The sequence below is a fragment of the Brevundimonas sp. DW-iso22 genome (genome assembly GCF_058725425.1).
The window spans coordinates 399,077-410,901 of sequence record NZ_JBZXEB010000002.1; the positions used below are offsets into that span (position 1 = coordinate 399,077).

The 11,825-nt window shown below is 67.0% G+C and carries 12 protein-coding genes and 1 tRNA gene; 7 read left to right on the top strand and 6 right to left on the bottom strand.

Going from position 1 to position 11,825, the window contains the following annotated elements; translation table 11 throughout:
• Nucleotides 1-103: 103 nt before the first annotated feature.
• Nucleotides 104-460: an aspartate 1-decarboxylase gene (gene panD / locus AC4PRM_RS01910; protein ID WP_373255826.1), complete on the top strand. Its 357-nt coding sequence runs from the start codon at nucleotides 104-106 to the stop codon at nucleotides 458-460.
• Nucleotides 461-537: 77 nt separating this feature from the next.
• A complete protein-coding gene (locus tag AC4PRM_RS01915; RefSeq protein WP_492038580.1) occupies nucleotides 538-858 on the top strand; it encodes a hypothetical protein in 321 nt (106 codons plus the stop codon).
• A gap of 1 nt (nucleotide 859) precedes the next feature.
• On the opposite strand, the gene AC4PRM_RS01920 is transcribed toward AC4PRM_RS01915, so the two are convergent.
• Nucleotides 860-1,621, bottom strand: a complete 762-nt coding sequence (locus AC4PRM_RS01920) for an SIMPL domain-containing protein (RefSeq protein WP_492038581.1) — start codon at nucleotides 1,619-1,621, stop codon at nucleotides 860-862.
• A gap of 200 nt (nucleotides 1,622-1,821) precedes the next feature.
• Here AC4PRM_RS01920 and AC4PRM_RS01925 point away from each other — a divergent pair.
• The 5 genes from AC4PRM_RS01925 (at nucleotide 1,822) to AC4PRM_RS01945 (ending at nucleotide 5,355) form a co-directional block, all read left to right on the top strand.
• Nucleotides 1,822-1,897 (top strand) — tRNA-Ile (locus AC4PRM_RS01925).
• Nucleotides 1,898-1,946: 49 nt separating this feature from the next.
• Entirely contained in the window at nucleotides 1,947-2,441 is a 495-nt protein-coding gene (locus tag AC4PRM_RS01930) for a GAF domain-containing protein (protein WP_492038582.1), read from the top strand.
• A gap of 136 nt (nucleotides 2,442-2,577) precedes the next feature.
• Complete coding sequence (locus AC4PRM_RS01935) at nucleotides 2,578-3,255, top strand: SDR family NAD(P)-dependent oxidoreductase (RefSeq protein WP_492038583.1); 678 nt, start codon at nucleotides 2,578-2,580, stop codon at nucleotides 3,253-3,255.
• Entirely contained in the window at nucleotides 3,255-4,088 is an 834-nt protein-coding gene (locus tag AC4PRM_RS01940; protein ID WP_492038584.1) for an HpcH/HpaI aldolase/citrate lyase family protein, read from the top strand. The genes AC4PRM_RS01935 and AC4PRM_RS01940 overlap by 1 nt, the downstream gene beginning before the upstream one ends.
• A gap of 148 nt (nucleotides 4,089-4,236) precedes the next feature.
• Complete coding sequence (locus tag AC4PRM_RS01945) at nucleotides 4,237-5,355, top strand: beta-ketoacyl-ACP synthase III (protein ID WP_492038585.1); 1,119 nt, start codon at nucleotides 4,237-4,239, stop codon at nucleotides 5,353-5,355.
• On the opposite strand, the gene AC4PRM_RS01950 is transcribed toward AC4PRM_RS01945, so the two are convergent.
• From AC4PRM_RS01950 to AC4PRM_RS01970, 5 genes are all read right to left on the bottom strand, one after another.
• The gene (locus tag AC4PRM_RS01950) at nucleotides 5,319-6,980 is read right to left on the bottom strand and encodes a saccharopine dehydrogenase family protein (protein ID WP_492038586.1); all 1,662 of its coding nucleotides are present in this window, start codon (nucleotides 6,978-6,980) and stop codon (nucleotides 5,319-5,321) included. The two genes, AC4PRM_RS01945 and AC4PRM_RS01950, sit on opposite strands and share 37 nt — an antisense overlap.
• The gene (locus AC4PRM_RS01955; protein WP_492038587.1) at nucleotides 6,977-7,405 is read right to left on the bottom strand and encodes a thiol-disulfide oxidoreductase DCC family protein; all 429 of its coding nucleotides are present in this window, start codon (nucleotides 7,403-7,405) and stop codon (nucleotides 6,977-6,979) included. The genes AC4PRM_RS01950 and AC4PRM_RS01955 overlap by 4 nt, the downstream gene beginning before the upstream one ends.
• A 76-nt stretch (nucleotides 7,406-7,481) precedes the next feature.
• Nucleotides 7,482-9,080 carry a M28 family peptidase gene (locus AC4PRM_RS01960; protein ID WP_492038588.1) on the bottom strand — a complete coding sequence of 533 codons (1,599 nt, stop codon included), beginning with the start codon at nucleotides 9,078-9,080 and terminating at the stop codon, nucleotides 7,482-7,484.
• Between the two features lie 82 nt (nucleotides 9,081-9,162).
• On the bottom strand, nucleotides 9,163-10,809 hold the full coding sequence (locus AC4PRM_RS01965) for a M28 family metallopeptidase (RefSeq protein ID WP_492038589.1): 1,647 nt from the start codon (nucleotides 10,807-10,809) through the stop codon (nucleotides 9,163-9,165).
• Nucleotides 10,810-10,954: 145 nt separating this feature from the next.
• Complete coding sequence (locus tag AC4PRM_RS01970) at nucleotides 10,955-11,821, bottom strand: cytochrome c1 (protein ID WP_492038590.1); 867 nt, start codon at nucleotides 11,819-11,821, stop codon at nucleotides 10,955-10,957.
• Between the last annotated feature and the right edge of the window lie 4 nt (nucleotides 11,822-11,825).

Here is an 11,825-nt window from a genome sequence, read left to right on the forward strand (position 1 = left end):
ACGCTGCGCTGCAACACGCGCATTGATGAGCCGCATCGAAACCCCTATATCAGCCGCCTGCGAGCGGGGGCCTATTGCCCCGCGTCTAATGGACCGCACGCCCATGCTGGTCACGATGATGAAGGCCAAACTGCACCGCGCGACGGTGACCCAGGCCGATCTGGACTACGAAGGCTCCATCGCCATCGACATGGAGCTGCTGGAGGCTGCCGGCATCTTTCCGCACGAACAGGTCGATGTGCTGAACATCACCAATGGCGCGCGCTTCACCACCTATGCCATCGAGGCTCCGCGCGGTTCGAAGGTCATCGGCGTCAACGGTGCCGCTGCCCGCCTGGTCCAGAAAAACGACAAGGTCATCGTGGTCACCTACGGCCAGATGCCCGAGGAAGAGGCCCGGCAGTGGAGCCCCTCTGTGGTGCTGCTGGACGACGGCAACGCAATCAAGCGCGCGGCCTGAAACCTGGCTTGACCACAGGCCGACAGCGGCGTTCTCTCTGAGAGTTTGCACCCGGACAGCCTGAAGTCGAGCGACCCATGATCCGCATCCTGTCTGCCCTGCGCTGGCCGCTGTTCGTCGCCTATGTGCTGGCAGGCAGCGCGGCGATCATGATGGCGACGCCGATCGGGCTGACCGCGCTGGGTTTGTCGCTGGACAGCTTCAGCTTCCTGCCTGCCCGCATCCTGACCGCTCCGTGGAGCCTCGTCCCCTTGGCTGCAGGCTTGGACTCGGTCACGACCCTGGCCTTCTTCGTCATCGGCTACGGCTTCAACGTCGCCCTGCTGATGGTGGTCGCGCGGGAATGGACGTACGACCCCTCCCCGCCCGCGACGGACGAGGAAGGATCGCCACTCTGACCTAGCGGTTCAGGTCGTACACGCCCGTGATGTCGATGCGGATCGTCAGCTCGCCCGCCGCGACCGGGGTCGAGTCGGCCGCACCCATCGACTGGGCCCGCACGGCATACATCGGCATCGGCGGCTGGGGCGCATAGCCGCCGCCTTCCGACAGCGAGCGGATGCTGCCCAGCGGCGTGCCCAGGGCGTCGGCGTACAGCGCCGCCTTGGCCTGCAGATTGCGCACCGCCAGACGACGCGCCTCGTTCTCGGCGGCGGAGGGGTCCTTCAGACCGAAGCTGATCCCGTCGATCTGGTTGACCCCGGCGGCGACCACGGCGTCGGCGGTGGTGCCGACCTTGCTGAGGTCGTTGATGATCACCATCACTCGGTTGCTGGCCTGATAGCCGCGCAGTTTCGGCGGCTCGTTCTGGACATAGTCATACTGGGCCGACAGGTTCAGGCCACTGGTCTGGACGTCGCGTTCGTTGATCCCGGCACGGCGCAGGGCGGCCATGACCTGGGTCATGCGGGTCGCATTCTGCTGCATCGCCTCGGCGGCGGTGGCGGCTTCCGTCACCACGCCGAAGCTGATGGTGGCCATGTCCGGCGCGGCCTTGACCTCGCCATAGGCCGACAGGTTTAGCGACGGGCGCTCGGTCACCGCCTGGATGGTCAGGGGCGCGCCGCCGTTCGGCTGTGACTGGGCGATGGCGGTGGTGGTCATCAGGCCCGACGCCATCATTACGCCGCCCAGAACCAGGGCGCGGGAAAGGGTTTTCATCTTGGTCTCCGTAACTCAGTGACGATCCATCCGGAGTGACCGTGTCGATCAACCGTGACCGCACAGTGACGCTGTCCGCCTGAACGCCGGGACGGCGACGGCGACAGACGCCGTTCATCTGGATGAATTCGCAGACAGGCCTGTGGTTGCAACCCGCTCTTGGCAAGGCCGCCACCGCCCTGCTAGGCCACGGCCACGGCGGGCGTGTAGCTCAATGGTTAGAGCCGACCGCTCATAACGGTCTGGTTGGGGGTTCGAGTCCCTCCACGCCTACCAAATCCGCCAACGAAACCTACATCGGGGCTGTCCACTGCCCGGAGACCCCATGTCCTACATCGCCCGCGACGACCGCCCCGCCGACAAGGCCGCCCGCTATGCCGAGGTCGAGGCCGAAATCCTGGCCGTGCTGGACGGCGAGCCCAATCGCATCGCGCGCATGGCCACCGTCTCCTCCATGCTGGCTGATGCCTTTCCCATCTTCTTCTGGACCGGCTTCTATGTGGTCGATGAGACGAAGATGGACGAACTGGTCGTCGGCCCCTACCAGGGCACCTTGGGTTGCCTGCGGATCGCCTTCGGACGCGGCGTCTGCGGGACGGCGGCGACCACGTGCCAGACCCAGATCGTCGAGGACGTCCACGCCTTCCCCGGCCACATCGCATGCGACGCCCGCTCGGCCAGCGAGATCGTGGTGCCGGTGCTGGATGCGTCGGGCCGACTGCTCGCTGTCTTCGATGTAGACGCCACGGAGGTCGCCGCCTTCGATGCGGTGGATGCGGAGGCTCTGGAGCGGCTGATGGCCAAGGTGTTCGCCGCCTGACGACCGAATTTGACGCAGCCTCATGACATAGTCTTTCGACCCTGCCACGCTGGCACCCCGGCGGCGCGGTCAAAGCGCTGACCCTACCAGGTGGACTGAGTGGACTCAGTGGACTGTATTTTTCGGAGCGCCGACAATGAGCAACCGCGTCATCATCGTCACCGGAGGTCACGGCGATCTGGGCCGGGCCGTAGTCGAACAGGCCCTGGCGGACGGATTGAGTGTCGCCATCATCGACCACGCCATGGGCCATGCGGCTCCGGCGGGGGTTCAGGAACTGGGCGGCGTCGATCTGACGGATGCGGCGGCGGCGGACAAGGCCATCGCGGCCGTCATGACCCGCTTTGGCCGCATCGACGCCCTGCTGAATATCGCGGGCGGCTTCGTCTGGCAGACGACCGACGACGACAAGCCCGCCTGGGACCGGATGTTCGCCCTGAACCTGACCACCGCCCTGAACGCCAGCCGCGCCGCCCTGCCCCATTTGAAGGCATCGGATGAAGGCCGGATCGTCAATGTCGGGGCCAATGGCGCCCTTCGCAGCGCGGCGGGCATGGGGGCCTATGCGGCCTCCAAGGCGGCGGTGCATCGCCTGACCGAAAGCCTGGCCGAGGAGTTGAAGACCACGTCGGTCACGGTCAACGCCGTCCTGCCCTCCATCCTGGACACCGAGCGCAACCGTGCCGACATGCCCGATGCCGATCCTTCGACCTGGGTCGCGCCTGCCGATCTGGCGCGGGTCATGCTGTTCCTCGCCTCGCCCGACAGCCGCGCCATGACCGGGGCGCTGGTGCCAGTCACGGGCCGGGTGTGATGCGACCCGCGCGCAGCGTCCTTTATCTGCCGGCCTCCAATGCCCGGGCCGTCGAGAAGGTACGCACCCTCACCTGCGACGTGGCCATCCTCGATCTGGAAGACGCCGTAGCGCCCGAGGCCAAGATCGAGGCGCGCGCCGCCGCCGTCGCTGCGGTTCGAGCGGGCGGCTTCGGCCCGCGCCTGGGCGTCCGCATCAATGCCCTCGACACCGAATGGGGAGCCGACGACCTTGCGGCCCTCGCGGACACCCCCCTTGACCTCATCGTCGCACCAAAGGTCGAGGACGCCGCCACCGTCCACACCCTTTCTAGCCGACTAAGGTCAGGCACCGCCCTGTGGGCCATGGTGGAGACGCCACGCGCCCTGTTCTCCCTGAACGACATCGCAGCCAGCGGTGGCCCGCTTGAGGCCCTGATGCTGGGCACCAACGATCTGGCCACCATGCTCTGGACCGGCCTCTCCGCCGACCGTGAGCCGCTGAAGCCTTGGCTGGCGCTTGTGGTCGCCATGGCCCGGGCCCACGCCCTTCTGGCCATCGACGGCGTCTTCAACCGCTTCGCCGATTCCGAAGCCTTCGCCGCCGAATGCGCCCAGGGTCGCCTGTACGGCTTCGACGGCAAGAGCCTGATCCATCCGTCCCAGATCGTCGGGGCCAATGCCGCCTTCGCGCCCACCGAGGCCGAAATCACCAATGCCCGCGCCATCGTCGCCGCCTTCAACGCGCCCGATGCGATTGGACGCGGCGCGATCCAGATCGACGGCCAGATGGTCGAGCGCCTGCATCTGGCCGCCGCCGAACGCGTGCTGGCGCAAGCCACGACGAACCCCTGATACCCCCTCTCGACCGCCGCATTGCGGACGCCTATCTAGAGCACAGATCCACGTACCGGACGCGCCCAGGCGACCGGCACCAACCCGAGGGCCGAGCGTCCTCAAGCAACGAGACGCCGCGCGTCGAGTGATAGGGCCCCTTACCAACATGACACACGCCGTCATCGCCGCCACGGGGCTGTTCACGCCCGACCAGTCGATCTCCAATGAAGAACTGGTCACGGCCTATAACGCCTATGCCGACGGCTATAATGCCGAGCACGCGGCCCAGATCGTCGAAGGCGACGTCGCCCCCCTGACGCCGTCCTCGGTCGAGTTCATCGAAAAGGCCTCGGGCATCAAGTCGCGCTTCGTTCTGGATAAGGCGGGCGTTCTGGACCCCGAACGTATGGCCCCCAACATCCCCGAGCGCGGGAACGACGAGCTGTCGATCATGGCCGAGATGGCGGTCAAGGCCGCTCGTGACGCCATCGCCGCCTGGGGCAAGCCGGTCAGCGAGATCGGCGCGGTCCTGTGCGCCGCCTCCAACATGCCCCGCCCTTATCCGGCCCTGGCCATCGAGGTTCAGCAGGCCCTGGCCATCGAGGGTTTCGCCTTCGACATGAACGTCGCCTGTTCCAGCGCCACCTTCGGCATCAAGACGGCGGCGGACTTCATCACCGGCGGGTCGGTCAAGGCCGTGCTGATGGTCAATCCGGAGGTCTGCTCCGCCCACCTGAACTTCAAGGATCGCGACAGCCACTTCATCTTCGGCGACGTCTGCACCGCCGTAATCGTGGAATCGTCCGATACCGCAGGACCCGGCGGCTGGGACGTGCTGGGCACCCGGCTGAAGACCAGCTTCTCCAACAACATCCGCAACAATTTCGGCTTCCTGAACAACGCCGCCCCTGAAGGCATCGGGGCCCCCGACAAGCTGTTCATCCAACAGGGCCGCAAGGTCTTCAAGGACGTCGTACCGATGGTGTCGGACATGATCGTCGACCATGCGGGCGACCTGGGCATCGATCCCACAAGCCTCAAGAGGATGTGGCTGCATCAGGCCAACATCAACATGAACCAGTTCATCGGCCGCAAGGTCCTGGGTCGCGAGCCCGAGCCGCATGAGAACGTCATCATCCTGGACGACTACGCCAACACCTCCTCCGCCGGTTCGATCATCGCCTTCCACCTGCATCACGACGGCTTCGACCCCGGCGACACCGGCCTGATCTGCAGCTTCGGCGCGGGCTATTCGGCGGGTACGGTCTTCGTCAGGAAGCGCTGATCCTGCCGGTCCCGCTCAAGCCAGCCGCAGTAGCGGACGAGACGCCCGATCAACGGCACTGATATCTCGACGTCGAAGACGAACCGCCCTTCGGCGTCGATCCTTTCGTGAGTTCGCGTGTGTGGGGCAAGCGCCTGCGGCAGGGAGACCGGCCCCATCCGCCACCCCTCGACGGTGTAAATCAGCCGTTCGCCTTCAGGCGTCAGCCGCAACCGGAAACTCAGGGCCCCGAACCGCTCCTCGATTCGGCCACCTTCCGCGGGTTTCGACAGCACGCTGACGAACGCCTGCCCGCCGATCCGTCGCCGCCAGATCGATCGCTCCCCGTCCGCATCGATCCGAACCTCGGCCTCGCAATCCGCTTGTCCACCCGAAAAGCCGACAATCCTTGCGACCAGAGCCGCCAAAGGGGTTGCCGCGCTCTCGGTCATCGCCCGCCCTCGCCAGACCGATCGACCCGGCGTCTCGTGCAGGACCCGGATCGCCTCGGGCAGGGTCTCGAAGGCCGGGCCGATGGCGCGGGCGAACAGGCTGGCTCGCGTCTCGATGATCTCGGTCGCCAGGCCATGCGGCTCCATCTCCGCTTCGATGGCGTCCAGCGACAGCAGGCCGACGCACGGCCCGGCTCCCGTCGGCAACCGGCCCGCCGCCAGCGCCGGCAGGCTGGGCGTCACAGGCCCTTCCCCCGGCTCGGCGACCAGACGCCAGACGGCGCGCACCGCCCGCCCCTCCCCATCGACTCCCAGGGCCTCGACCCGCATCGCGCCCCGGTCCGAACCGACAAAGGAAGCCCAGGCAGACAGGCGAACCAGAAGACCCGCCAGCGGCACCGGATCGAACCGAAACACCGCGACCAGCCTGGCCAGCACCCACGCCCCCAGATGCGCAGGCCAAGGCTCCAGCCCCGCCAGAAACAGAGCCCGATCCCTCGGCCTGAACCGCGAAGGCAGCAGGTCCAGATCCGGTGTCTCGCACAGGCTGACCCATCGCCGCCCGGCCCGTCCGAATTCCCGACGATACAGCCCGCCCCATCCGCGCCGCTCGGCCCAGCCTTCGTCGTAGAACACCCGCACCGGCCGCCCCAGCCAGGACAGGATGGCCTGCATGACCGACAGGCCGCGCGGAGCCCTCGCGCCAGGCGAGATGGCGACCTCGACCGACACCACCTCGCGCCACCCCAGCGTGAGGCGGTCCAGCACGGCGTGCGACAGGGCTGGCGTCGAGCTGCACCCTGTCAGAGCCACCACGCCCGCCGCCCTGGCCGCCGCGTCCAAGGCAGGAAACGCCGCCACGAAATCCCGCCCATCGGCCAGATCGACATAGGACAGGCCTGCCGCGATCGCCGCCCGCGCCACCGTCGGCTGGGCACCCTGAAACGGTCCGGCGGCATCGGCGACGATGGTCGCGCCGGTCGTCGTCAGATCCGCAGGCGTCAAGGTCGCGGTATCGATCCGCGCCGTCGCTATTTCCGCATCGGGGAACATGGCCCGCAGACGCCGGGCAACCGACTGTGCCCGCGCCGCATCTCGCCCGGCCAGGACCACAGCAAACCCGTTGCGCAACAGCCCCTCGGCCAAGCGCGAGCCAAACACGCCGCCCGCGCCGATGACCAGGACGCGCGTCACGCGATGAACCGGTCGCGGTCTTCGGCTGATGGCACCATGCAGGCATCGGTTCGACCGAAAATGCGATAGCGATTCTGCGCGATCAGATCGTAGATCGGATTTCGGAGCGGCGTCGGAACGGCGCGGAGCATGCCTAGCCCCCGTGTCGACGGCAGCGCACTCAGCACCGCCAGCGCAGCATCCGATTTGAACCAGATGCGCCCGTCCAGGATGACGGCGTTGGTCTGGGGCGTGTCCGCGTCTATGCCATATCGCATGGCCAGAGCCCGGCCCGCCTCGCTCTGGATCGCGACGAAGCGGAAACGGCGCTGCGTGTCGCGATCGATCACGAACCGGACCCAGCGCGAGCAGAAGACACAGACCCCGTCGAACAGGATCAGGCCGTCCGGCTCGCCCGGCGCGGGACGCGACGACCACCGGTTCATGACATCACCTGCTGCATCACAGGCGACCTTGCGACGGCACGAGGCCCGTCACAAGGAGACATACCGCGCAGTGGGTCTACTGCCGCGCGCTATCCGTCCGCGCGCGCACCGCCCCGAACTCCGAGGCCGGCTTCCACGTCGGCCAGTCGGTGCCGTTGGCCAGGTCCGAGCCCAGGCGATACAGCAGGGTCAGGTTCTCGACCGCCGAACTGAAGTCCAGATCGGCGGACCATTCGTCGCTGGGCTTGTGATAGTCGGCTCCGAACTTGGCCCGATAAGCCGGCAGGCCCACGGCCGTGCCGCCTTCGTCCAGATCGACGCCGTGCCATGGCATCAGGGCCGGCACGCCCGCGCGGGCGAAGGGGAAGTGGTCGGAGCGGTAGTAATATCCCTGCTCCGGCTCGCGGTCGTCGGTGACATAGCGTCCCTCGGCCTGGGCCAGGACTTCCAGCCGGTCCTCCAGGTCGTTCTGCCCCTTGCCGAAGATGGCCAGGTCCTTCGTCGGGGCCGACAGCGGCAGCATGTCGATGTTGATGTCCGCGACCGTCGTCTCCAGCGGCCAGACCGGATCGGCGGTATAGCCATAGGCCCCCAGCAAGCCCATCTCCTCGGCGGCCATATGGGCGAAGACGAGGCTGCGTTTCGGACGCGTGGCCTGGCTGAACTGGCGCGCGGTTTCCAGCACGCCGATGGTGCCTGACGCATTGTCCCAGGCCCCGTTGAAGATGTTGTCGCCGGTCATGCCCGGATGCTGTTCCTCACCCCCGACGTGGTCCCAGTGGGCGGAATAGACGATGGTCTCGTTCGGGCGCTCGCTGCCTTCGATCCGGGCCAGCAGATTGTGGGTCACCAGGGTGTCGATGGTCTCCTCTGCACTGACCGACAGGCTGACACCCGGCAGGGCCACGGCCTTGAACTGACCGGCCGCCGTCGTGGGCAACAGCGCGGCCAGATCGACGCCGGCCGCCTGGGCCAGGGCCGTCGCGACCTCGACCGTCATCGCGCCCGAGAATTCGGTGTCGGCCGCACCGGGGGTCAGCGTCCGGCGACGGTCATTGCCGCCCCCGACGCGCGGGACCAGGGTGATCACGCCGATGGCCCCACGCCGCCTGGCCTCATCGGCCTTGTAGGCCCCGGACTGATAGTTGGTGGCATAGGCCCCGTTGAACAGGTCGCCCTCAGGCTCACCGGCCACCACGATGACCACCTTGCCCGTCACATCGAGGTCGCCGTAATCGTCCCAGTTCCGCTCGGGGGCCGAAATGCCGTAGCCGGCGAAGACGACGCCCGCATTCTGGACGTCGGCCTTGCCGTCATTGCTGACCGCGCGCAACACGATGTCGGTGCCGACCGTCAGCGGGCGCGACTGGCCGTCAGGGCCGCTCCAGCTGGCCGTCGCCGGGCGCGCAGGCGTATAGCGTTTCAGTTCGATAGGTTGCAGCCACTGCCCGTTCGGCCCGCCCGGTTGCAGGCCCATGGCCTCATACTGCGCCTGCAACCAGGCCAAGGTCATGCGCTCGCCCTCCGTGCCCGGATAGCGGCCCTGGAAGCTGTCGTCGCTGATAGTGCGGATGCCGTCGCTGAGGTGGGCGGCAGAGAAGTCCTGGGCCTGAACGGCGCCGGCGGCGAGCAGCACGGCGGCGACGGCGACGCCACTCATCATCTTGCGAAACATCGGAAAGCTCCGTCCGAAAAAGGTTTTGTGCGGCCATACGGGTGCAGCGACCGCCGCGCCCGTTACAGTTTGGTCATGAAGCCTATTGGCGCTCAGCCGCAGTCGCCTCACGTGCAGGCGCGAACTCAGAGCCCGGCTTCCAGGCGGGCCAATCGCGGCTGTTGGCCAGGTCCAGACCGACTTCGTAAAGCACCTGCAGGTCCTCGACCTGACCGGTCAGATCCCAGTCCGCCGACCATTCGTCCGCCGCCTGGTGATAGCGGCTGCGACCGTATCCCGACCGGGTCGCCTCGCGCGCGGCGATCGGCTCGTCGCGGAAATCGCCTGTACTACCGCCATAAGTCATCGGCACGCCGCGCTTGGCCAAAGGGAAGTGGTCGGAGCGGAAATAGCCGCCCGAGGCGGGATTGGCGTCCGGCTGAACCTCGCGCCCTTGCGCCTCGACCTCTGCGCCGATCCGTTCGTCGAAGTCCGACTGGCCATAGCCGGTGATGCCATAGCGGGCCGTGCGGCCATAGACGTTCATCGCGTCGGCATTGAAGCCGCCGACCGTCTTGGCCAGCGGATAGACCGGGTTGGACGCGTAGAACTCCGACCCTAGCAAGCCGCTCTCCTCGGCGGTGAAGCTGATCATCACGATGGAGCGTTCGGGGCGCGGCCCGGCTCCAAAGGCGCGGGCGATCTCCAGCAGGCCCGCCGTACCGGTGGCATTGTCGACCGCCCCGTTGAAGATGGTGTCGCCTTCGGCATCGGGTGCGCCCACGCCGATGTGGTCCCAGTGGGCGGTATAGAGGATGGTCTCGTCCGGATGGGTCGTGCCTTCCAGCCGGGCCAGGACATTGCGGGTCGTGATCTGGCTGGTGGCGACGTCGAACATGCCGCTGAAGGTCGCGCCTTCCAGTTCGACCGGGCGGAAGTCGCGGCTCCGGGCCGCAACCTTCAGGGCCTCGAAATCCTGGCCGGCGCGCTGGAACAGGTCTACGGCCACGTCGCGCTGAATCCAGGCCTCCATCGGCACCCGCTCGGCCGCCGCATTCTGGCGCACGATATCGAACTGCGGGCCGGACCAGCTGTTGGTCACCGTGGCCCAGCCATAGGAGGCCGGGGCGGTCTCGTGCACGATGATGACGCCCGCCGCGCCCTGACGCGCTGCCTCTTCATACTTGTAGGTCCAGCGGCCGTAATAGGTCATGGCCCGACCGCCGAAGGTGTCCAGCTCGGGCTGTTCAAAGTCCGCGTCATTGACCAGAACAACCAGGATCTTGCCGCGCACATCGACGTCCTTGAAGTCGTCCCACTGGCGCTCCGGCGCATCAATGCCGTAGCCGACGAAGACCAGAGGCGTGTCCATCAGCATGACGTGGTCGCCGGGCAGTCGGGTCGAGACCACGATCTGTTCGCCCTGCGTCAGGGGAATGGTGTCGTCACCGACCTTCAGCTGCGCCTGGATGTTGGAGGCGGTGAAGCGGTTCAGGGTCACGTCCTGCGTCCACTGGCCGTTCGGGCCACCGGGCTGGAAGCCGGCGGCCGCATATTGTTCGCTCAGATACTGCACGACCATCTCCTCAGCAGGAGTGCCGATGCCGCGCCCCTGAAAGCTGTCGTCGGACAGAACGCGGGCATGTTCCGACAGCCGGGCCGTGTCGAAGGTCGGAGCCTGCTGGGCCAAGACGGGGGCGGACATCATCAGGGCTGCTGCAAGGGCGGCGGCGGACACGGACAAACGCATGGAAGGCACCTTCAAAGTCTCTGGATGGCCTGACGTTAGGACAGGCATCCGGCGGTGTCGATGCAGCGATCAGGGAGGGCGAGGCACGAAAAACCCGCCGCGGCCGGAGCCGGGCGGGCTGATCGTTCGACCTAGACAGCGAGCCTTAGTGGGCCACGCCTTTCCAGATGCGGCGGTAGCTCATGTAGGTGATGCCAGCGAACAGGAACAGGAACACCATCACACCGACGCCGGCCTGCTTGCGCTGGACCTGCTTGGGATCCGAGGCCCAGGCGATATAGGCGGCGACGTCCTTGGAATACTGATCCACCGTCTGGGCGGAACCATCATCATAGGTCACCTGACCGTCGCGCAGCGGCGCGGCCATGGCGATGAAGCCGCCGTAGGGCACGGGGCCCTCGCCGGTCCAGAACGGCGTCAGGTCGCCGGCCATATAGGGGTTGTAGTTCTGGCCGGGCAGGATCTGCAGGCCCGCAGGGGCGGCCTTGTAGCCCGACAGCAGGGAGTAGATGTAGTTGGCCCCATCGTGACGCGCCTTGGCCATGACCGACAGGTCAGGCGGGGCCGCGCCACCGTTCGCCGCCGCAGCAGCGACAGCGTTCGGATAGGGATCGGGGAAGCGATCGGCGGCAATGCCGTCGCGCATGATCGGTTCACCGGTTTCCGAATCGATATCCGGCACCTGGACCTCGGCGGCCAGGACCTTCACGAAGCGGTTGGCGGCGGGGTTTTCCTGATGCGAGTCGTAGAACGGACCACCCGGCTCGGCCAGGGTTCGGAAATACATCAGGTTCATGCCGTGGCAGGCGGAGCAGACCTCGCGGTAAACCTTGTAACCGCGCTGCAGCTGGCCCTGATCGAAGGACCCGAACGGCCCCTCGAACGAGAACCCACCCGAGCGCGGGTGCTTGGCCTCACCGGCGGCCAGGACGGGCGAAGCCGCCAGGGCCAGCCCGGCAGCGGCGGCGATCATGACCAGGGTCTTCTTCATGGTGTTCGTCTTCAGGGTCATGGTC